Annotated in this window: 18 protein-coding genes and 1 pseudogene; 12 read left to right on the forward strand and 7 right to left on the reverse strand. The window is 66.8% G+C overall.

Translation table 11 applies throughout. The features are described from left to right. Positions 1–5: 5 nt before the first annotated feature. From AC3RCP_RS13310 to AC3RCP_RS13335, 6 genes are read right to left on the reverse strand one after another with little or no spacing between them, the layout of a single operon-like run. The gene (locus tag AC3RCP_RS13310; protein WP_007932797.1) at positions 6–374 is read right to left on the reverse strand and encodes a Na+/H+ antiporter subunit G; all 369 of its coding nucleotides are present in this window, start codon (positions 372–374) and stop codon (positions 6–8) included. Beyond that, positions 371–649: a K+/H+ antiporter subunit F gene (locus AC3RCP_RS13315; RefSeq protein ID WP_007932799.1), complete on the reverse strand. Its 279-nt coding sequence runs from the start codon at positions 647–649 to the stop codon at positions 371–373. Before AC3RCP_RS13315 ends, AC3RCP_RS13310 begins: the two co-directional genes overlap by 4 nt. Next, positions 646–1,134 carry a Na+/H+ antiporter subunit E gene (locus AC3RCP_RS13320; protein ID WP_492569923.1) on the reverse strand — a complete coding sequence of 163 codons (489 nt, stop codon included), beginning with the start codon at positions 1,132–1,134 and terminating at the stop codon, positions 646–648. The genes AC3RCP_RS13315 and AC3RCP_RS13320 overlap by 4 nt, the downstream gene beginning before the upstream one ends. Then, positions 1,131–2,816 carry a monovalent cation/H+ antiporter subunit D gene (locus AC3RCP_RS13325; protein WP_492569925.1) on the reverse strand — a complete coding sequence of 562 codons (1,686 nt, stop codon included), beginning with the start codon at positions 2,814–2,816 and terminating at the stop codon, positions 1,131–1,133. Before AC3RCP_RS13325 ends, AC3RCP_RS13320 begins: the two co-directional genes overlap by 4 nt. After that, positions 2,813–3,157 carry a Na+/H+ antiporter subunit C gene (locus AC3RCP_RS13330; RefSeq protein WP_003202835.1) on the reverse strand — a complete coding sequence of 115 codons (345 nt, stop codon included), beginning with the start codon at positions 3,155–3,157 and terminating at the stop codon, positions 2,813–2,815. The genes AC3RCP_RS13325 and AC3RCP_RS13330 overlap by 4 nt, the downstream gene beginning before the upstream one ends. Next, positions 3,157–6,060, reverse strand: a complete 2,904-nt coding sequence (locus AC3RCP_RS13335; RefSeq protein WP_007932811.1) for a monovalent cation/H+ antiporter subunit A — start codon at positions 6,058–6,060, stop codon at positions 3,157–3,159. The genes AC3RCP_RS13330 and AC3RCP_RS13335 overlap by 1 nt, the downstream gene beginning before the upstream one ends. 245 nt (positions 6,061–6,305) lie before the next feature. Here AC3RCP_RS13335 and AC3RCP_RS13340 point away from each other — a divergent pair, with 245 nt between their 5' ends. Next, positions 6,306–6,749, forward strand: a complete 444-nt coding sequence (locus tag AC3RCP_RS13340; protein ID WP_492569926.1) for a hypothetical protein — start codon at positions 6,306–6,308, stop codon at positions 6,747–6,749. 72 nt (positions 6,750–6,821) lie between these two features. Here AC3RCP_RS13340 and AC3RCP_RS13345 read toward each other — a convergent pair. Further along, positions 6,822–7,839, reverse strand: a pseudogene (locus AC3RCP_RS13345) (DMT family transporter). A 15-nt stretch (positions 7,840–7,854) separates the two neighbouring features. Here AC3RCP_RS13345 and AC3RCP_RS13350 point away from each other — a divergent pair. The 11 genes from AC3RCP_RS13350 (at position 7,855) to AC3RCP_RS13400 (ending at position 19,150) form a co-directional block, all read left to right on the forward strand. Continuing rightward, complete coding sequence (locus AC3RCP_RS13350) at positions 7,855–8,418, forward strand: helix-turn-helix domain-containing protein (RefSeq protein WP_009043403.1); 564 nt, start codon at positions 7,855–7,857, stop codon at positions 8,416–8,418. Positions 8,419–8,590: 172 nt separating this feature from the next. Continuing rightward, positions 8,591–9,793 (forward strand): SfnB family sulfur acquisition oxidoreductase, encoded by a 1,203-nt coding sequence (locus AC3RCP_RS13355; protein ID WP_101337622.1) that lies wholly within the window; start codon positions 8,591–8,593, stop codon positions 9,791–9,793. 10 nt (positions 9,794–9,803) lie between these two features. Beyond that, positions 9,804–10,280, forward strand: a complete 477-nt coding sequence (locus AC3RCP_RS13360) for an acyl-CoA dehydrogenase (protein ID WP_101337623.1) — start codon at positions 9,804–9,806, stop codon at positions 10,278–10,280. Beyond that, complete coding sequence (locus AC3RCP_RS13365; RefSeq protein ID WP_053260751.1) at positions 10,280–11,698, forward strand: LLM class flavin-dependent oxidoreductase; 1,419 nt, start codon at positions 10,280–10,282, stop codon at positions 11,696–11,698. Before AC3RCP_RS13360 ends, AC3RCP_RS13365 begins: the two co-directional genes overlap by 1 nt. A gap of 166 nt (positions 11,699–11,864) precedes the next feature. After that, positions 11,865–12,854, forward strand: a complete 990-nt coding sequence (locus AC3RCP_RS13370; protein ID WP_253363726.1) for an AMP-binding protein — start codon at positions 11,865–11,867, stop codon at positions 12,852–12,854. Continuing rightward, positions 12,851–13,627, forward strand: coding sequence for an ABC transporter ATP-binding protein (locus AC3RCP_RS13375; protein WP_102680094.1), 777 nt, complete (start codon positions 12,851–12,853; stop codon positions 13,625–13,627). The genes AC3RCP_RS13370 and AC3RCP_RS13375 overlap by 4 nt, the downstream gene beginning before the upstream one ends. Then, a complete protein-coding gene (locus AC3RCP_RS13380; protein ID WP_087087895.1) occupies positions 13,627–14,508 on the forward strand; it encodes a branched-chain amino acid ABC transporter permease in 882 nt (293 codons plus the stop codon). The genes AC3RCP_RS13375 and AC3RCP_RS13380 overlap by 1 nt, the downstream gene beginning before the upstream one ends. A 4-nt stretch (positions 14,509–14,512) precedes the next feature. Continuing rightward, a complete protein-coding gene (locus tag AC3RCP_RS13385; RefSeq protein ID WP_101337627.1) occupies positions 14,513–15,562 on the forward strand; it encodes a branched-chain amino acid ABC transporter permease in 1,050 nt (349 codons plus the stop codon). 25 nt (positions 15,563–15,587) lie between these two features. Continuing rightward, positions 15,588–16,928 carry an ABC transporter substrate-binding protein gene (locus AC3RCP_RS13390; protein ID WP_101337628.1) on the forward strand — a complete coding sequence of 447 codons (1,341 nt, stop codon included), beginning with the start codon at positions 15,588–15,590 and terminating at the stop codon, positions 16,926–16,928. A 3-nt stretch (positions 16,929–16,931) separates the two neighbouring features. Then, the gene (locus tag AC3RCP_RS13395; RefSeq protein WP_007923885.1) at positions 16,932–17,699 is read left to right on the forward strand and encodes an ABC transporter ATP-binding protein; all 768 of its coding nucleotides are present in this window, start codon (positions 16,932–16,934) and stop codon (positions 17,697–17,699) included. 14 nt (positions 17,700–17,713) lie between these two features. Next, positions 17,714–19,150, forward strand: a complete 1,437-nt coding sequence (locus AC3RCP_RS13400) for an FAD/NAD(P)-binding protein (protein WP_101337629.1) — start codon at positions 17,714–17,716, stop codon at positions 19,148–19,150. Positions 19,151–19,152: the final 2 nt, after the last annotated feature.

Genomic DNA, 19,152 nt, shown 5'->3' on the forward strand with positions numbered 1-19,152 from the left:
GTGGATCAACTGCCGCTTTCACTGCGTCGGCTGCTGACCTCCGCCGGTACATCGTCGCCGGCCATGCGCTTGCGGAACAGCGCGGCCCGCGCCAGCAGCAGGGTGGTCACCGGCACGGTGATCGACAGCAGGATCGGGATCAGCCAGGCGTGCAGCACCGGCCCCGACTTCATCCCCGAGAAATACAGGATCGACGCCAGGGCCACGCACCAGGCGCCCAGGGTCGAGGCCAGGGCCGGCGGGTGCATGCGCTGGAAGTAATCCTTCATGCGCAGCATGCCCAGGGCGCCGATCAGCGCGAAGCTGCTGCTGAGCACCAGCAGGATCGCCACCGGTATCTCGATCCACCACGACAGTTCACTGACGGCATTCATTCGATCACCTCGCCACGCAGGAGGAATTTGGCCAGGGCGAAGGAGCCGACGAAGCCGAACAGGGCGATCAGCAGCGCCGCCTCGAAGTAGGTGTCGCTGGCGTAGCGGATGCCCAGCACCAGCATCATCAGCATCGCCAGGATGTACAGGTAGTCCAGGGCCAGGACCCGGTCCTGGGCCGAGGGGCCCTTGAACAGCCGGACCAGGGTCAGGACCATGGCCACGGAAAACAGGAACAGGCTGAACAGGATCGCATTCGTGAGCAAGGCACTCATTCGAAGATCTCCATCAACGGACGCTCGTAGGTCGTCTTGAAGTGCTGGATGAAAGCCGCTTCGTCGTCCAGGTCGAACACATGCAGCAGCAGGATGCTGCGGTCCAGGGACAGCTCGGACCACACCGTGCCCGGCACCACCGTGGTGATGGTCGAGAGCGCGGCCAGGCCGTTGGCATCGCGCAGCTCCAGGGGGATCTTGACGAAGCGCGAGCGCGGCGGACGGCGCCTGGCGTTGAGTACGCCCCAGGCCACGGCCAGGTTCGACAGCAGCACGTCGCGACCGACCACCAGCAACAGGCGCAGGATGGTCGCGGGGCGGCGGATGCAGATCGGCAGCGGGCGCAACGGCCGCATCATCAAGGGCGCGCAGAACCCCAGCAGCGCGCCGAGCAGCAGGTTGCCGGGGCTGACGGACAGGTTCAGCACCAGCCACAGCAGCCACAGCGCCAGCGACAACCAGGGAGCGGGGAACAGGCGCTTCATGGCTGTACCTCCTGCAACGCCGCCTGGGCCTCGGGGCTGGGGACCGCCCGGGTGCCGAGCACGGCCATCACATACTGCTGCGGATCGTTGAGGCTGTCGGCGGCGGCCTGGGTAAAGCGCAGCAGCGGCTCGGCCTTGACGGTCAGCAGCATGCACAGCCCGAGCAGGGCGATGATCGGTACGCACTCGAAGCGCCGCAGCAGCGGCGAGGGCCGTTCTTCCGGGGCCCAGAAGCGCCGGATGCCCAGGCGCGAAAAGGCGATCAGCGACGCCAGGCCGGAGAGGATCAGCAAGGCCAGCAGGCCCCAGGCGGCGCCGGACAGCGGCGCATCCGTGCCCTGGCCTAGCCCCAGCGGGTTGAGCAGGGCGCCGATCAGGCTCAGCTTGCCGATGAAACCCGACAGCGGCGGCATGCCGATGATCAGCAGCGCGCAGGCGATGAAACTCAGGCCGAGGAAGGCCATGGTCCAGGGAATCACCTGGCCGACCACGGCTTTGCGCTCGTCGTCGAGGTTGGTGCCCGGTGGCGGTTGCAGCGACTCCTGGGGCCGGGGCAGGGTTTCGACTTCATCCTCCAGGGGGATCTCGTTGGCCGAACGCGAACGCTCGATCAGCTCGGCCAGCAAAAACAGCGCGCTCAGGGCCAGGGTCGAGCTGACCAGGTAGAACAGCGCGCCGGCAATCAGCCTGGGCTGGGCGAAACCGATCGCCGCCAGGAGGATCCCGGCCGAGACCAGGATGCTCAGGCTGGCCATGCGTTCCAGGCGTTGCGCGGCGAGGATCGCCAGGGCCGCGCCGACGATGGTCGCCATGCCGCCGTAGATCAGCCAGTCGCCGCCGAAGTAAGCCGAGGCCCCGGCCTGGCCGGAGAACAGCAGGGTCCACAGGCGCAGCAGGGTGTAGACCCCGACCTTGGTCATGATCGCGAACATCGCCGCTACCGGCGCGCTGGCCGAGGAGTAGGCCGGCACCAGCCAGAAGTTCAGCGGCCAGATGCCGGCCTTGGCCAGGAACGCGGTGGCGAGGATCGCCGCGCCGGCGTGCAGCAGGCCCCGGTCGGCTTCCGGCACCAGCGGGATCTTCAGCGCCAGGTCGGCCATGTTCAGGGTGCCGGTGACGCCGTAGATCAGCGCCGCGCCGATCAGGAACAGCGACGAGGCCAGCAGGTTGATCGCCACATAGTGCAGGCCGGCGGACACCCGCGCCCGCCCCGAGCCGTGCAGCATCAGGCCGTAGGAGGCGGCCAGCAGCACTTCGAAGAACACGAACAGGTTGAACAGGTCGGCGGTCAGGAAGGCACCGTACAGGCCCATCAGCTGGATCTGGAACAACGCGTGGAAACTGGCCCCGGCGCGGTCCCAGCGAGCCATGGCGAACAGCAGGGCGCTGACGCCGATGATCCCGGTGAGCACCAGCATCAGCGCCGACAGGCGATCGACCACCAGCACGATGCCGAACGGCACCTGCCAGTTGCCCGGCAGGTACACGCCGACGGAACCGGGCACGCCGGTCTGCTGGGTCCAGCCCAGCAACAGCACGGAGATGCCCAGGCCGAGCATGCTGGAGAACAGGTTGATCCTGGCTTTGAGCGGGCGATGTTTCTCGCCGAGCATCAGCATCACCGCGGCGGTCAGCAGCGGCAGCAGGATGGGCGCGACGATCAGGTGCGGCATCAGGTTCATTCCTTGGGCTCCCGGCCATCCACATGGTCGGTGCCGGTCAGGCCCCTGGACGCCAGCAGGACCACCAGGAACAGCGCGGTCATGGCGAAGCTGATGACGATCGCCGTGAGTACCAGCGCCTGGGGCAGCGGGTCGGTGTAGTGCAGCAGGTCCTGGGGCACGCCGTCCTTGATGATCGGCTCCTTGCCGATGAACAGGCTGCCCATGCTGAAGATGAACAGGTTGACCCCGTAGGACAGCAGGCACAGGCCCATCACCACCTGGAAGGTCCGTGGCCGCAGCACCAGCCAGACGCCGGAGGCCGCCAGCACACCAATGGCGATTGCAATGACTTCTTCCATCAGGCGGCTCCTGGCTTGGCTTGGGGTTTGACTTGGGCACGCACCGACTGGTGCGCCAGCGCGGTGAGGATCAGCAGGGTCGAGCCGACCACCACGGCGTACACGCCGATGTCGAAGAACAGCGCGCTGGCGATATGGATATCACCCAGCAGCGGCAGGTCCAGGTGCAGGGTATGGGTGGTCAGGAACGGGTAGCCGAACGCCAGGGCGCCGAGCCCGGTCAGGGTGGCGAACAGCAGGCCGGTGCCCATCCAGCGCAGCGGCCGCAGGCTCATCTGGGCCTCGACCCACTGGGTGCCGGCGACCATGTATTGCAGGATGAACGCCACCGACATCACCAGGCCGGCGACGAAACCGCCGCCCGGCAGGTTGTGGCCGCGCATGAACAGGTAGAACGACACTACCAGGGCGATCGGCAGCAGCAGGCGCACCAGCACCGCCGGCACCATCATGAAGCCCAGGGCGGTGTCGCTGGCCTGGCGCGGGTTGACCAGGTCGGTGACCACATCGGGCGCCAGCAGGCGCTGCTGGGCCGGCAGCTGCATGCTTTCCTTGGGCGGGCGGAAGCGTCGCAGCAGGGCGAACACGGTCAGGGCCACGGCCACCAGCACGGTGATCTCGCCCAGGGTGTCGAAGCCGCGGAAGTCCACCAGCATCACATTCACCACATTGCTGCCGCCGCCTTCCGGCAGGGCGCGGCTGAGGTAGAACGAGGAAATGTCGTTGGGGGTCTGGCGGGTCAGCATGGCGTAGGACAGCACGGCCATGCCCAGGCCGACGGCGATCGACAGCAGCAGGTCGCGCAGGCGGCGGGCACGGGCCTTGGGCAGGCTGCTGGGCAGCGGCGAAACATCCTCGATCCGCCGGGGCAGCCAGCGCAGGCCGAGCAGGATCAGCACCGTGGTCACCACTTCCACCACCAGCTGGGTCAGGGCCAGGTCCGGCGCGGAGAACCAGACGAAGGTCACGCAGGTCATCAGCCCGCAGACGCTGACCATGGTCAGGGCCGCCAGGCGGTGGTACTTGGCTTGCCAGGCGGCGCCCAGGGCGCAGGCGATGGCCAGCAGCCAGAGGGTGACGAAGACGATGGAGCCCGGGATCTTCGGCCGGTCGCCCCAGCTCAGGCTGCTGTAGAGCATCGGGATCAGGCCGGCCAGCACCGCCACCAGCACCAGCAGGAACAGCTGGGTCTGCAGGCGCTGGGTGCTGATGTAGCGCTCCAGGCGACGGGCCAGGCGCATCATCCTCACCAGGCTGCGCTCGAACAGGCGCTTGCCGTTGAAGCGGCCGATCAGCGGCGGATAGGCAAAATCACCGCGCACCAGCGGGGCACGCAATAGCAGGTAGAGCACGATGCCGCAGGACATGGCGATCAGGCTCATGATCATCGGCGCATTCAGGCCGTGCCAGATCGCCAGGCTGTACTCCGGCAGGGTGCCGCCGACCACCGGCTGGGCGGCCGCGGCCAGCAGCGGGCCGACCATCTGCGCCGGGAAGATCCCCACCAGCAGGCAGGTGAACACCAGCAGCTCCACCGGCGCGCGCATCCAGCGTGGCGGCTCGTGGGGCGTGTGCGGCAGGTCTTCGGCCGGCTTGCCGAAGAACACATCCACGGTGAAGCGCAGGGAGTAGGCGACGCTGAAGGTCCCGGCGATGGTGGCGATCACCGGCAGGGCGGCCTCGACCCAGGCGGTGGAATTGATGAACACCGTCTCGGCGAAGAACATCTCTTTCGACAGGAAGCCGTTGAGCAGCGGCACGCCGGCCATGGAGGCGCTGGCAACCATGGCCAGGGTCGCGGTGAACGGCATCAGCTTGATCAGGCCGTTGAGCTTGCGGATGTCGCGGGTGCCGCTTTCGTGGTCGATGATGCCGGCGGCCATGAACAGCGAGGCCTTGAAGGTGGCGTGGTTGAGGATATGGAACACCGCGGCCACCGCGGCCAGCGGGCTGTTCAGGCCCAGCAGCAGGGTGATCAGGCCCAGGTGGCTGATGGTCGAGTAGGCCAGCAGGCCCTTGAGGTCGTTCTGGAACATTGCACAGTAGGCGCCCAGCACCAGGGTCGCGGCCCCGGCACCGCCGACGATCCAGAACCATTCCTCGCTGCCGGACAGCGACGGCCAGAGGCGGGCGAGGAGGAACACCCCGGCCTTGACCATGGTCGCCGAGTGCAGGTAGGCCGAGACCGGTGTCGGCGCGGCCATGGCGTGGGGCAGCCAGAAATGGAAGGGGAATTGCGCGCTTTTGCTGAGGGCGCCGATCAGGATCAGCGGCAGGAGAATGGGGTAGAGGGCATGGGCTCGGATGAGATCTCCGGCAGCCAGGACCTGGTCCAGGTCGTAGCTGCCGACCACATGGCCGAGCAGCATGACCCCCGCCAGCAGGCACAAGCCCCCTGCACCGGTGACCATCAGCGCCATGTAGGCCCCGCGCCGGGCATCGGAGCGGTGGTGCCAGTAGCCGATCAACAGGAAGGAGAACAGGCTGGTCAGTTCCCAGAAGAACACGATCTGGATCAGGTTGCCGGAAATCACCAGGCCGAGCATGGCGCCCATGAAGGCCAGGAAAAACGCGAAGAAGCGCGGCACCGGGTCTTCCGGCGACATGTAGTAACGCGCGTACAGCGACACCAGGGTACCGATGGCCAGCACCAGCATGGAGAACAGCCAGGCGAAGCCATCCATGCGCAGGACGAAGTTCAGGCCCAGGCTGGGCAGCCAGTTGAACTCTTCACGGATCACGCCGCCATGGGCGATCTGCGGGTACATCGAGGCCACCGCCACGCTACCGGCCAAGGCGACCAGGCCTGCCAGCAGGGACTCGGTGTTACGCGCGTTGTGCGGCAGCAAGGCCGCCAGACAGCTGCCGATAAAAGGCAGAAGCAGTAGAACTATCAGGGACATAGGCTTCTAATCTGCGGGAAATTGTGATGCATCATACGTGCCGACTCTGTGATCACCAACCTTGAAGCTGTGGCAGGATCCTACAAAACCCCTTCGGCCAGCGTTCAAGGCAGGGGACAAAAAGCCGGCTGGTGCGAAAATCATGGCAGTTTGCCCCGGGTGAATGACAACAAAGCGCTGCGCGCGGTGTTATGGTCGCGCCCCTCGGCAACGGACCCGCTTGAAAGGAAGCAGACAGGCCCTTTATGACCCTCGGACCCTTTACCCGCAAAACCCTCGCCAGCCTGCTGCTGATGGCCCTCGGCGGCTGGATCGTCTGGCTGTGGCTGACCCTGGCCGGGCCCACTGCCGGCATGAGCCGCTTCAAGACCCTGGAACCCTTGTCGATCGAGGGGCAAACAGCGGCGGCCTTGCCCGTCGGCACCGTGCTCTATTACGACACCGGCTTTGCCGAGGGCCATGGCCGTTACCTGGCGTACTTCTATCACAAGGGTGTCATCGCCCAGGAAGCCTTGCCCAGGGCCTTCTGGCCGGGGCAGGAGCAGATCAGCCCCTTGTGGTTGTGGAATATCGATCCCGAGCAGGTCCCGGAGAAGACCATGACGCGAGAGGACATTGTCGCTGCGGTACAGGCCGGCCAGTTGTCCCGGCAGGAGCTGGCGGCCATTGTCGAGTCGTTGCCGCGCTAGGCTCTGTACGAAAAGTGGCTGCGCACTGGGCGCCTTCGGCGCTACGCAGGCCATGCTGCGTTAAAAACAGGCTCAGCGTTGCGAGTCCGCGGTCTCATCCAGCCGATCCGCCTCTATCACCTCGCCACCTTTACCCTTGGTCTTCAACTCGCTGACGATCACCGCCGCGACGATCAGCGCGCCGCCCAGCAGGGCCAGGGCCGGCAGGCGTTCGCCGGCGATGCGCCCGACCAGCCCGGCCCATACCGGTTCGCCGGCGTAGATCAGGGTGGCGCGGGTCGGCGAGACGCTTTTCTGCGCCCAGTTCATCGCCACCTGGATCGCCGCGCTGGCGGCGCCCAGGCCCAGGGCGCTGGCCAGCAGCAGCCAGGAAAAGTCCGGGATGGCTTCCTGGGTCGGCACCACCATCAGGAACGACAGCACCGAGGTTGCGGCCAGTTGTACTACTGTGACCCGGCGCACATCGACCTGGCCGGCGTAGGTGCTGATCAGGATGATTTCCGCGGCGATGGCCACAGTGCTGATCAAAGTGGCGATTTCTCCCGGGCTGAAGTCCAGCGCGGCGCCGCTGGGCCCGGAGAGCAGCATCAGGCCGGTGAAGGCCAGCATGATGCCGATGCTCGGCATCAGCCCCGGGCGCTTGCCCATGAACAGCCATTGCAGCAGCGGCACGAAGGGTACGTACAGCGCGGTGATAAAGGCCGACTGGCTGCTGGGAATGGTTTGCAGGCCCACGGTCTGCAGGCCGTAGCCGAGCATGATGGCGGTGCCGATGAAGACCCCGGCCTTGAGTTCGAACAAGGTCAGCCCGCGCAGGCTGCGCAGGGAGAACAGCCCGACGATGCAGGCCGCCGCGGCGAACCGCAGGCCGACGAAGAACATCGGGCCGCTGACGGTCATGGCGTGCTGCACCGTGAGAAAGGTGCCGCCCCAGACCATGGTGATCAGCACCAGCACGCACTCGGCTTTGCTCAGTTTGAGGAAGAAGGAAGAAGATTTGCAGGAGTTCACCGACGTCATGCCCTTGCGTGCTACCCGGGGCGGCCGCACAATGCGCCGCGAAGTTGGGCAGTATACTGCGCAAACCCATACAGTGAGCAATATAGTGCACAAAGATCCTGGGCAGCGCGCTTCCGTGCTGCAGCATGTCAGTCACAACGTCCGGCGCCTGCGCCACGCCGCCGAGCTGAGCCAGAGCGCCCTGGCGGAAAAGTCCGGGGTCAGCCGGCGCATGCTGGTGGCCATCGAGGCCGGTGAGAAGAATGTCAGCCTCAGCACCCTGGACCGGGTGGCCGAAGCCCTGGACGTGGCCTTCAGCGACCTGATCCAGGCCCCCGATGCCCGCGACCCGAGCCGGATCAACGAGCTGGCCTGGGCCGGGCTGATTCCCGGGAGCAAGGCGGTGCTGCTGGCCAAGGCCAACGCCTGCCGCGAAGTGGAGCTGTGGGAGTGGCGCCTGGAGCCGGGCGAGCAATACCTGTCGGAACCGGACGCCGAAGGCTGGAGCGAGCAGCTGTATGTCTTCGAGGGTTGCCTGACCCTGGTCCTGGGCGAGCAGGAGCGGCGCCTGGACAGCGGCGAGTTCTTCATGTTCGCCAGCAACCTGCCGCATGCCTATCGCAACGATGGGGCGGTGGCGGTGCGTTTTGTGCGCAACGTGGTGATCTGAGCACTGTTGCCTGGGCAACAGTGCTTGAACATTTTGCCTGTTTTCAATTGATGCTGTTTCTTATAAATATCAATCAACTTACTGATTTGTAAGACTTATAGTCTTAGGCACGACTTCTGCAATCTCCAGGTCAGAACGGATCTTCCGCATTCGACAGGACCTGGAGTCGGCCATGACAGCCACTGCTCAACCCACCCGAACCGCCCACATCATCCACTCCGACGCCGAGGCCATCGCCGTCGCCCGGACCCTGGCCGAGCGTTTCGCCGTCGAAGCCAGCGTGCGCGATCGCGAGCGGCGCCTGCCGTTCGCCGAGCTGGACGAGTTCTCCGCCAGCGGCTTGTGGGGCATCACCATTCCCAAGGCCTATGGGGGCGCCGGGGTGTCTTACGTGACGGTGGCGGAGGTGATCAAGATCATTTCCGCCGCCGACTCGTCCCTCGGCCAGCTGCCGCAGAACCACCTGGGCGTGCTCGACATCCTGCTGCAGACCGCCAGCGAGGAGCAGAAGCGCTATTACTTCGCCAAGGTGTTGCAGGGTTATCGCTTCGGCAACGCCTTCTCCGAAGCCGGCAGCAAGCATGCCGGCGCCTTCGAGACCCGCATTCGTTTCAACGCCGACGGCGCGCGGATCGACGGCGAGAAGTTCTACTGCACCGGCGCCTTGTTCGCCCACATCGTGCCGGCGGTGGCGGTCGACGAGCAGAACAAGGCGTTCATCGCCTTTATCGAGCGGGACAACCCCGGCCTGACCGTGATCGACAGCTGGGACGGTTTCGGCCAGCGCACCACGGCCAGTGGCGGGGTCACCCTCGACGCGGTGCAGGTGCCGCTGAGTGCGGTGATCCCGGCCCATCGCGCATTCGACGAGCCCACCGCCGACGGGCCGATCTCGCAGATCATCCAGGCGGCGGTGGACACCGGCCTGGCAGTCGGCGCCCTGGAAGAAGCCAAGCGCCATGCGCGCCAGTCGCGCCCCTGGATCGACAGTGGCCAGGATCATGGCTGGCAGGACCCGTTCACTATCGCCGCCATCGGCGACCTGGAATGGCGGGTGCACGGCACCGAGGCGATCCTGGAAAAAGCTGGCCTGGCCATCGACCAGGCACTGCGCGAACCCAACGAAGACAGCGTGGCCCAGGCCTCGGTGGTGGTGGCGCAAGCCAAGGTGCTGTCGGCACAAAGCGCCTTGCTCGCCAGCAGCAAGCTGTTCGAACTGGCCGGCACCCGCTCGGTGCTGGGCAAGTACAACCTCGACCGCTACTGGCGCAACGCACGGACCCACACCCTGCACGACCCGGCGCGCTGGAAATACCACCTGATCGGCAACTTCCTGCTCAACGGCGTCAAGCCGGCCCGCCACGCCTGGAACTGAGGAACCGCCCATGAACGCATTGAGCCAAGCCACCACCCATGAAACACCCGCCGATGAACAGGTCGAGCACAGCCACCACGACCTGCGCCGCGCCCGCGAGCTGCTGCAATCGACCCTCACCTTTGTCCGTGAACAGGCCAAGCCCTGGCCCGGCAGCGGCCTGGCCCGAGTCAGCGACGACCCTTATGTGATCAGCCGCTTTGGCGACCTGCTGATCCGTATCGAAGTCGCCGCCGCCTTGCAGGAACGGGCGCAATCGCTGCTCGCCAGGGAGCACGACGTCGCCGAAATCGGCGTGGCCCAGGCCGAGGCGGCCATCGCCAGCCGCGAGGCCTTGCTCGCGGTGAGCAACGCCGAGTTCGAGCTGACCGGCCAGCGCAGCCCGCTGCCCGCCGCGCAGGGTGAACCCTTGCGCTGGAAATACCCGTTGATCGGCAACTACCGTCTCAACGGCGTGGTGCCGCCCAGTTTCAGGAGTGCGGTTTGATGGCCCGGGAAATCCGTCTCAACGCGTTCGACATGAACTGTGTCGGCCACCAGTCGCCGGGCCTGTGGGCCCACCCCCGGGATCGCTCCTGGCAATACAAGGACCTCGAATACTGGACCGACCTGGCACGGATCCTCGAACGCGGCAAGTTCGACGGCCTGTTTATCGCCGATGTGCTGGGCATCTACGACGTCTACCAGGGCAACGGCGAGGCGGCGATCCGCCAGGCGGCCCAGGTGCCGGTCAACGACCCGCTGCAACTGATCCCGCCCATGGCCCTGGTCACCGAGCACCTGGGCTTCGGCCTGACCGCGTCGCTGTCGTTCGAGCATCCCTATCCCTTCGCCCGGCGTCTTTCGACACTCGACCACCTGACCCGCGGCCGGGCCGGCTGGAACATCGTCACCTCCTACCTGGAAAGTGGGGCGAAGAACCTCGGGCAGAAAGCCCAGACCGAGCACGACGCCCGCTACGACTACGCCGAGGAATACCTGGAGGTTTGCTACAAGCTCTGGGAAGGCAGTTGGGAAGAGGGCGCGGTGCTGCGCGACCGGGAGCGGCGGATCTTCAGCGACCCGAGCAAGATCCATGAGATCCGCCACGTCGGCCCACACTTCCAGGTGCCGGGCATCCACCTCTGCGAACCTTCGCCGCAACGCACCCCGGTGCTCTACCAGGCCGGGGCGTCGAGCCGTGGCAAGCAGTTCGCCGCCGAGCAGGCCGAGTGCGTGTTCGTCGCCGCGCCCTCCAAGGTGCTGCTGAAAAAGACCGTGGCCGATATCCGCCGCCGGGCCGCCGAGGCCGGGCGCGATCCGGCGCAGATCCTGATCTTCAACCTGCAGACGGTGATCCTCGGCGAGACCGACGCCAAGGCCAGGGCCAAGTTCGAGGAGTACAAGTCCTGGGTCAGCTACGAGGGCGCCATGGCGCTGATTTCCGGCTGGACCGGCATCGACTTCAGCCAGTTCAAGCCTGATGAGCCGCTCAAGCATGTGCACACCAACGCCATCCAGTCGGCGGTGGAGGCCTTCTCCACCGCCGACCCGAACAAGGTCTGGACGCCCCATGAGCTGGCGGACTGGGTCGGCATCGGCGGCTTTGGCCCGCTGTTCGTCGGCAGCCCGGAAACCGTGGCCGACCTGCTCCAGGAGTGGGTCGAGGACACCGATGTGGACGGCTTCAACCTGGCCTACGCGCTGACCCACGAGACCTTTGTCGATGCCGTCGAACTGCTGGTCCCCGAGTTGCAGAAGCGCGGCGTGTACAAGACCGAATACGCCCCCGGCACCTTGCGCGAGAAGCTGTTCGGCGCCGGGCCACGCTTGCCGCAGAACCATCCGGGCAGCGCCTATCGCGACCTGGCGGCCTGGCATCGCCAGGAGCAGCAGGTGGCCTCCATCCGGATACCGTCCCTGTAGCCGCTGCCGAAGGCTGCGATAGGTCCGAAGGACCTTCAGCGTCAGTGTGATCGTCACGACCTGTCGGTCGATCGCAGCCTGCGGCAGCGGCTACAGGTGCAGTGCAAACCCAAAAACCGGCCAGCGGACCACCGCACGCTTTTGCCCAAGGAATCGAGGTCAGTCCATGAGCGTGCATGAACTCAAGCGTTCGCCCCCGGCGGACGCGCGAACACCGGAAAACACTGTGCTGCTGCCCGCGGCCCTGGAGCTGTTGCAGCACTGGGCGCAGGTCAGCCCGCTGGCCAGCGCGTTGCGTCACAAGCGCCACGGCCATTGGTACAACTGGCGCTGGATCGATGCCGCGCGGGATGTCGAGCGCCTGGCCGACGGCCTGCGCCAACAGGGTTTCGACGAAGGCTCGCGACTGGCGTTGAGCGGCCTGTTCGAGCCCAACCTGCTGCTCCTGGCCCTGGCCGCGCAACGGGTGGGCGGCCAGGTGCTGACCCTGAGCGACGAGCTCGACCCGCAAGCCCTGCGCCAGGCCCTGTGGAACCTGCGCCCCAGCCATGCCTTCGTGCATTCGCGCCAGCAACTGCTGCGCTGGGTCGCCGCCGGCGAAAGCAGCATGGCCCCGCAATTGTTGATTGCCCATCAACCTGTTCCGCGCCTGCCGGAAGGTTCGCGCCAGCCGGTGCTGGCCTTCAGCGACCTGCTCGGCAGCCGGGAAAAGCCCCAGCGCCAGAACCACTGGCGGCATCCGGCCCATGCCGCGCAGCTGTGGAGCGAGGAGGGCACGCAATGGCCGGAAGGCCTGAGGGTCTTGCTGCACCAGTGGCTGCACAGCGGCCATAGCCTGGCCTTCCCGGAAAGCCGCGGTTCGGCCGGCCGCGACCGCCGCGATGTCGCCCCCAGCGGCCTGCTGCTCTCGGGCCCTTGCCTGCAACGCCTGGCCGACGACATCGAAAGCCGCCTGGCGCCCGTGGGCAGTTGGCGCCGCCGCCTGTGCGACTGGGCCATTGCCCAGCCGCACCGCCCCCTGCAACGGCTGCTGAAGAACCGGGTGCGCCGGCTCCTGGGGTTCCAGCGCCTGGATTACATCTGGCAGGCCCCCGGCAACCCCTCGACACCTTCGGCGCCGGTGTGGCTGGCCGACTTCAAACGGAATATCGCATGAGCGCCGCCGACCCCATCCTGCAAGTCAATGCCATCTCCCTGTCGTTCAAGGGGGTGAAGGCGATCAACCAGCTGTCCTTCGCGGTCGCGCGCGGCGAGATCTGCGCGCTGATCGGGCCCAACGGCGCCGGCAAGAGCTCCTTGCTCAATATCCTCAACGGCGTCTATCGCTTCGACGCCGGCTCGATTGTCTTCGACCGCGAGGCGTTCCAGCGCATCGACCCCTTGCAGGCCGCGCGCCGAGGCATCGGCCGCACCTTCCAGAACAACGCGCTGTTCAAGAAGATGAGCGTGATCGACAACCTGCTCAGCGGCCTGTCGCGGCACACCCGCGCCCGCTTTATCGAACAGGCCCTGGGGCTGCCCCGGGCGCGGCGCGAGGCCGAGGCCCATCGGCAACTGGCCCAGGGCATTCTCGAGTTCCTCGAGTTGCAGGCGCAGCGCGATGTGCCGGTGGGCAACCTGGCCTACGGCCTGCAAAAGCGCGTCGAGCTGGGCCGGGCCCTGATCGCCGGGCCCAGCCTGTTGCTGCTGGACGAGCCCATGGCCGGGATGAACGCCGAGGAAAAACAGGACATGGCGCGTTTCATCGCCGACATCAACCGCGACCTCGGCACCACGGTGGTGCTGATCGAGCACGATATGAACGTGGTCATGGACCTGTCCGACCATGTGGTGGTGCTGGACTACGGGCGCAAGGTCGGCGACGGCACCCCGGCCGAAGTGCAGGCCGACCCCGAGGTGATCGCCGCCTACCTGGGGGCGGTGCACTGATGAGCTTTTTCTTCGAAACCCTGCTGGGCGGCCTGCTGGCCGGCACCCTGTATTCGCTGGTGGCCATCGGCTTCGTGCTGATCTACAAGGCCAGCGGCGTGTTCAATTTCGCCCAGGGCGCGATGTTGCTGTTCGCCGCGCTGACCTTCGTCAGCCTGCACGACCAAGGCGTGCCCTTTGTCCTGGCGCTGCTGGCGACGGTGCTGGTGATGATCGCCGGCGCCTGGCTGATCGAGCGGCTGGTGCTGCGGCCGTTGGTCAATCGTTCGCAGATCACCCTGTTCATGGCCACCCTGGGCCTGTCGTTCATCATCGAAGGCCTGGCCCAGGGGCTGATGGGCTCCCAGGTCAGGGCGCTGGACCTGGGCATCGACGACGTGCCGCTGTTGCTCGGGCCATTGATGCTCAGCCAGTTCGACCTGATCGCCGCGGCCACGGCGGTGGTGCTGGTGACGGTGCTGGCGCTGCTGTTCAACAAGACCCGGATCGGCGTGTCGCTGCGGGCGGTGGCGGACGACACCACGGCCGCGCTGTCGATCGGCATCAACCTCAACCGCATCTGGCAGATCGTCTGGGCGGTGGCCGGCATCGTTGGGCTGGTGGCCGGGCTGCTCTGGGGCGCGCGCCAGGGCGTGCAGTTCTCGCTGTCGCTGGTGGTGCTCAAGGCTTTGCCGGTGCTGATCATCGGCGGCTTCACCTCGATCGGCGGGGCGATAGTCGGCGGGCTGATCGTCGGCGCCGCGGAGAATCTGGCCGAGGTCTACATCGGCCCGCTGATCGGCGGCGGCATCACCCCCTGGTTCGCCTATGTGCTGGCCCTGGCCTTCCTTTATATCCGTCCCGCCGGCCTGTTCGGCGAGCGCGCCATCGAGCGAGTCTGAACCCATGTCCATCCCCCTGAGCCAGGCCACCGCGCCTGTGCTGTTGATCCCGCGCCGCCTGCCCTGGGGCCTGGGCGGCCTGCTGTTGCTGGCCCTGGTCGGCGTGCCCCTGGTGGGCAACGACTATTGGCTCAACGCCATTCTGATCCCGTTCCTGGTGCTGTCCCTGGCAGGGCTCGGCCTCAACCTGCTCACCGGCTACACCGGCCAGACCTCGGTCGGCGCCGCCGGCTTCATGGCGGTCGGAGCCTTCGCCACCTACGGGTTCCTGCTGCGCCTGCCGGAGCTGGGCCTGCCCCTGGCGCTGCTCGGCGGTGGCTTGATCAGCGCGGCGGTGGGCTGGCTGTTCGGCCTGCCCAGTTCGCGGATCAAGGGCTTCTACCTGATGGTCACCACCCTGGCGGCGCAGTTCTTCCTGGAGTGGCTGTTCGTCAAGTTTCCCTGGTTCTACAACTACGGCTCCTCCGGGACCATTTCGGCGCCCCGCCTGAGCCTGTTCGGCCATGACCTCAATACCCCGGTCGGGCGTTACCTGCTGACCCTGGCCTGCGTGCTGCTGTTGACCTGGGTCGCATTGAACCTGGTGCGCAGCCAGGTCGGGCGCAACTGGATGGCGATTCGCGACATGGACACCGCGGCGGCGGTGATCGGCATTCCGGTGGCGCGCTACAAGCGCCTGGCGTTCGCCGTCAGTTCCTTCTACCTGGGCATCGCCGGCGCCCTGTGGGCCTTCGCCTACCTGGGCACCGCCAGCGCCAGCAGCTTCGATATCAATCGTTCGTTCCAGATCCTGTTCATCATCATTATCGGCGGCATGGGCAGCGTGGCTGGCAACTTCGTCGGCGCGGCCTTTATCAGCCTGCTGCCGATCCTGTTGAGCCACGCCGGACAAGCCCTGTCGGGCGGTGCGGTGGATGCCGGGCAGTTGCAGAACCTGCAGAAAATCATCTTCGGCGTGCTGATCATCCTGTTCCTGATCAAGGAGCCGGAGGGCCTGGTCCGCCTGCTGGGCAATCTCCGGCAACGGCTGGGCCACTGGCCGCTGCGTTTCTGAATTCCACTCCTGAGTAGAGAAAAATATGCGTGCATCCTTGAAACGTTCCCTGGCCGGCGTCGCGGTGGCGCTGGCGATCCTCGGCGGCGCGGCGCCCGTGGCGCAGGCCGCGGCGGACCAGCAGTTCTTTCCGCTGGCCACTTACCGGGTCGGCGCCTATGCCTCCAGCGGGGTGCAGGTGTGGGCCGGCATGATCGACTACCTGAACTACATCAATCAGGTGGAAGGCGGGATCAACGGGGTCAAGCTGGTCTGGCAGGAGTGCGAGACCGAGTGGACGGCGGAGAAGGGCATTGAGTGCTACGAGCGCTTCAAGAACGGCCTGGATGGCGCACCGGTGGCGGTCTACCAGCCCAACGGCGCACCGGCGGCCTATGCCCTGAGCGAGCGCGCCGAGGTCGACAAGATCCCGCTGATCACCCTGGGTTACGGCCGTACCGAAGCCACCGACGGCACGGTGTTTCCCTATAACTTTCCGGTGATGCTGACCTTCTACAGCGAGGCGTCGACCCTGGTGAACTACATCGCCGAGCGCGAGGGCGGCTTCGACAAGCTCAAGGGCAAGAAGATCGCCACGGTCTACCACGATTCGGCCTATGGCCGGGAAACCCTCGGCCCGCTGAAGCTGCTGGCGGAAAAATACGGCTTCGAGAACATCCAGATCCCGGTGGCCGATCCGGGTAACGAGCAGTCGGCGCAATGGCGCCAGGTGCGCCAGCAGAACCCCGACTGGGTGTTCCTGCGCACCTGGGGCGTCTCGACCCCGGTGGCGGTGAAGACCGCCGCGCGCTTCGGCTTCCCGGTGGACCACATCATCGGCGACATCTGGGCCAGCTCCAGCGAAGACGTATTGCCGGCCGGCGCGGCGGCCAAAGGCTACCTGGCGCTGACGCCTTATCCGGCGGGAAGCGATTTCGACATCCACCGACGCCTCAAGCAACACATCCTCGACCAGGGCAAGAGCGACCTTGCGGACCTGAAGAACTTCGGCAGCGTGTACTACAACTCCGGGCTGGTGAACGCCGCGGTGGCGGTCGAGGCGATCCGCACCGCCCAGGGCAAGTTCGGCCAGCGCCCGCTCAATGGCGAAGAAGGCCGCTGGGGCCTGGAGCACCTGAACATCGACGACGCCCGGCTCAAGGACATGGGTTACCTGGGGTTGATGCAGAACCTCAAGCTGTCCTGCCGCGATCACGAGGGCGGCGGTTCGGCGCGGGTGCAGCAGTGGGACGGCGCCCACTGGACCCTGATCAGCGACTGGATCGCCGCCGACCGCGCCTTGCTGCGGCCGCTGATCGACGAGAAGTCAGCGGCCTTCGCCAAGGAGAAGAACCTCACGCCACGCAGCTGCACCGGGGATGAATGAAGCATGAGCCAGACCGCTCCGGCCGCCACGGCCGACGACCTGTTGCAGGTGCGCGATATCGAGGTGATCTACGACGGTGCGATTCTCGCGGTGGCCGGGGTCTCCCTGAGCGTGCCCGAGGGCGGCATAGTCGCCTTGCTGGGGGCCAACGGCGCCGGCAAGAGCACCAGCCTCAAGGCGATCTCCGGGCTGCTGCGCGCCGAGCGGGCCGAGGTCAGCCGGGGCTCGATCGCCTTTCTCGGCCAGGACAGCGCCGGCGTCGATCCCAGCCAGCGGGTGCGCCAGGGCATGGTCCATGTGCTGGAGGGGCGCCATGTGTTCCCGCAGCTGACGGTGGAGGACAACCTGCGCAGCGGCGGTTTTGTCCGTGGCTTGAGCCGCCGGGAACTGGCCGCCGACCTGGAACGCATCTACGCCTGGTTCCCGCGCCTGAAGACCAGGCGCGGCACCCGCGCCGGCCTGACTTCGGGCGGCGAGCAGCAGATGGTCGCCCTCGGCCGCGCGCTGATGACCCGGCCGCGCCTGGTGCTGCTGGACGAGCCGTCCATGGGCCTGGCGCCGATCATCGTCCAGGAGATTTTCGAAATCGTCGCGCAACTCAATCGCGAGGCGCGGGTGAGCTTCCTGATCGCCGAACAAAACATTAATGTGGCGCTCAAGTACGCCTCCAGGGCCTACGTGCTCGACACCGGGCGCGTGGCCTGGTCCGGCACCACCGATGAACTGCTGGCCCGGGGCGATCTGCAGGACTTCTACCTAGGCAGGCACTGAACCGTGAGAACCCCATGAGCCAAACACCCAACGGACAGGCGAGCGGCGCCACCCGTGATGCCGATGTGCTGATCGTCGGCGGCGGCCTGAGTGGCGCCTTGCTCGCCGCCCAACTGCTGCGCCTGCCGGGCCGGCGCCAGGTGCTGGTGATCGAGCCGCGCAGCGAGCTGGGGCGCGGCGAGGCCTACAGCGCTGTCGAGCTGGGCCACACCCTGAACGGCAACGCCGCGCGCATGAGCGTCGACCCAGACAACGCCGACGACCTGACTCAATGGCTGAGCGATTACATCGCCGCCGGCGGCTGGCCGGAATCGAAGCAGCAGCCTGTGCCCATCAGCGAGCTGTTTCCTCCGCGCGGAATCTTCGGCCTGTATGTCCAGCAGCGGCTGGCCGAGGCCCAGGCGATTGGCGCCTCGCAGGGTTCGACGGTGGCGCATGTGCGCGCCGAGGTGGTGGACTTGCAGGCCGACGCCGAGGGTGCCTGGCTGACCCTCAACGACGGCCAGCAACTACGCGGCGCCTTTGCCGTGCTGGCCACCGGCATGTTCCCGGCGGCACGCACGCCGCAGACTCAATCCAGCGGTCTCAACGCCGCCGCGCTGGATCCCTGGGACGTTTCGGCCATGAGCCGGCTCGACCCGCAGGCCACGGTGCTGATCATTGGCTCCGGGCTGACCATGGTCGACGCCGTGGTGTCCCTGGAGCAGGCCGGGCATCGCGGGCCGATCGAGGTGTTCTCGCGCCACGGCCTGTTGCCCCATGTGCGGCGCCAGCCACCGGCCTGGGTCGACTTCCTCGCCGAGGATCCCAGCCTGCGCAGCCCGCGCCAGTTGCTGCGCGAGCTGCGTCGGCAATGTCGCCAGGCGCTGGCGGATGGCGTGGACTGGCAGGCGCCGCTGGACACGGTGCGCGCCCATATCGGGCGCTTGTGGAGCCAGGCCACGGACGTGCAGCGCCGGCAGTTCGTGCGCCATGTGCGGCCGTGGTGGGAAAGCCATCACCACCGTTCGCCGCCGCTGAGCGCCGAGCTGGTGGCGCGTTTGCACGGGGAAGGGCGGTTGCGCATCCAGGCGGCCTCGTTCAAGGGCCTGGAGCCTTCGGCGGATGGGCGCCTGGCGATTGGCATCCGTCGCCGCGGCGAAGCGCAAACCCGCTGGGTCGCGGGGGATGCGCTGATCAACTCCAGCGGCATCGAATACGACTGGCGCCGGGTCGCCCGGCCGTTGCCGCAGCAGCTGCTGGCCCGTGGCCTGATCACGCCGGGGCCGCTGGCCCTGGGAATTTGGGCCGACGCCGCTGGCGCGGTGGTGGATGGCGAAGGGCAGGTTGCCCGCCGGCTGTTCGCCATGGGCCCGCCGTTGCGCGGCATGTGGTGGGAAAGCACCGCGGTGACCGACGTGGCCAGCCAGGCCAAGGCTCTGGCCGCACGCCTGGCGGCATTACCCTTGTAGCC

This window comes from Pseudomonas sp. GW822-FHT05A08, assembly GCF_058800485.1.

Excerpts from the sequence above, each read along its gene's own strand:
- AC3RCP_RS13375 (WP_102680094.1), top strand. The coding sequence starts at position 12,851 with ATGAGCGCCGCCGACCCCATCCTGCAAGTCAATGCCATCTCCCTGTCG.
- AC3RCP_RS13360 (WP_101337623.1), top strand. The coding sequence starts at position 9,804 with ATGAACGCATTGAGCCAAGCCACCACCCATGAAACACCCGCCGATGAA.
- AC3RCP_RS13390 (WP_101337628.1), top strand. The coding sequence starts at position 15,588 with ATGCGTGCATCCTTGAAACGTTCCCTGGCCGGCGTCGCGGTGGCGCTG.
- AC3RCP_RS13320 (WP_492569923.1), bottom strand. The coding sequence starts at position 1,134 with ATGAAGCGCCTGTTCCCCGCTCCCTGGTTGTCGCTGGCGCTGTGGCTG.
- AC3RCP_RS13355 (WP_101337622.1), top strand. The coding sequence starts at position 8,591 with ATGACAGCCACTGCTCAACCCACCCGAACCGCCCACATCATCCACTCC.
- AC3RCP_RS13385 (WP_101337627.1), top strand. The coding sequence starts at position 14,513 with ATGTCCATCCCCCTGAGCCAGGCCACCGCGCCTGTGCTGTTGATCCCG.
- AC3RCP_RS13340 (WP_492569926.1), top strand. The coding sequence starts at position 6,306 with ATGACCCTCGGACCCTTTACCCGCAAAACCCTCGCCAGCCTGCTGCTG.
- AC3RCP_RS13380 (WP_087087895.1), top strand. The coding sequence starts at position 13,627 with ATGAGCTTTTTCTTCGAAACCCTGCTGGGCGGCCTGCTGGCCGGCACC.
- AC3RCP_RS13330 (WP_003202835.1), bottom strand. The coding sequence starts at position 3,157 with ATGGAAGAAGTCATTGCAATCGCCATTGGTGTGCTGGCGGCCTCCGGC.
- AC3RCP_RS13395 (WP_007923885.1), top strand. The coding sequence starts at position 16,932 with ATGAGCCAGACCGCTCCGGCCGCCACGGCCGACGACCTGTTGCAGGTG.
- AC3RCP_RS13365 (WP_053260751.1), top strand. The coding sequence starts at position 10,280 with ATGGCCCGGGAAATCCGTCTCAACGCGTTCGACATGAACTGTGTCGGC.
- AC3RCP_RS13310 (WP_007932797.1), bottom strand. The coding sequence starts at position 374 with ATGAATGCCGTCAGTGAACTGTCGTGGTGGATCGAGATACCGGTGGCG.
- AC3RCP_RS13315 (WP_007932799.1), bottom strand. The coding sequence starts at position 649 with ATGAGTGCCTTGCTCACGAATGCGATCCTGTTCAGCCTGTTCCTGTTT.
- AC3RCP_RS13400 (WP_101337629.1), top strand. The coding sequence starts at position 17,714 with ATGAGCCAAACACCCAACGGACAGGCGAGCGGCGCCACCCGTGATGCC.
- AC3RCP_RS13370 (WP_253363726.1), top strand. The coding sequence starts at position 11,865 with ATGAGCGTGCATGAACTCAAGCGTTCGCCCCCGGCGGACGCGCGAACA.
- AC3RCP_RS13335 (WP_007932811.1), bottom strand. The coding sequence starts at position 6,060 with ATGTCCCTGATAGTTCTACTGCTTCTGCCTTTTATCGGCAGCTGTCTG.
- AC3RCP_RS13325 (WP_492569925.1), bottom strand. The coding sequence starts at position 2,816 with ATGAACCTGATGCCGCACCTGATCGTCGCGCCCATCCTGCTGCCGCTG.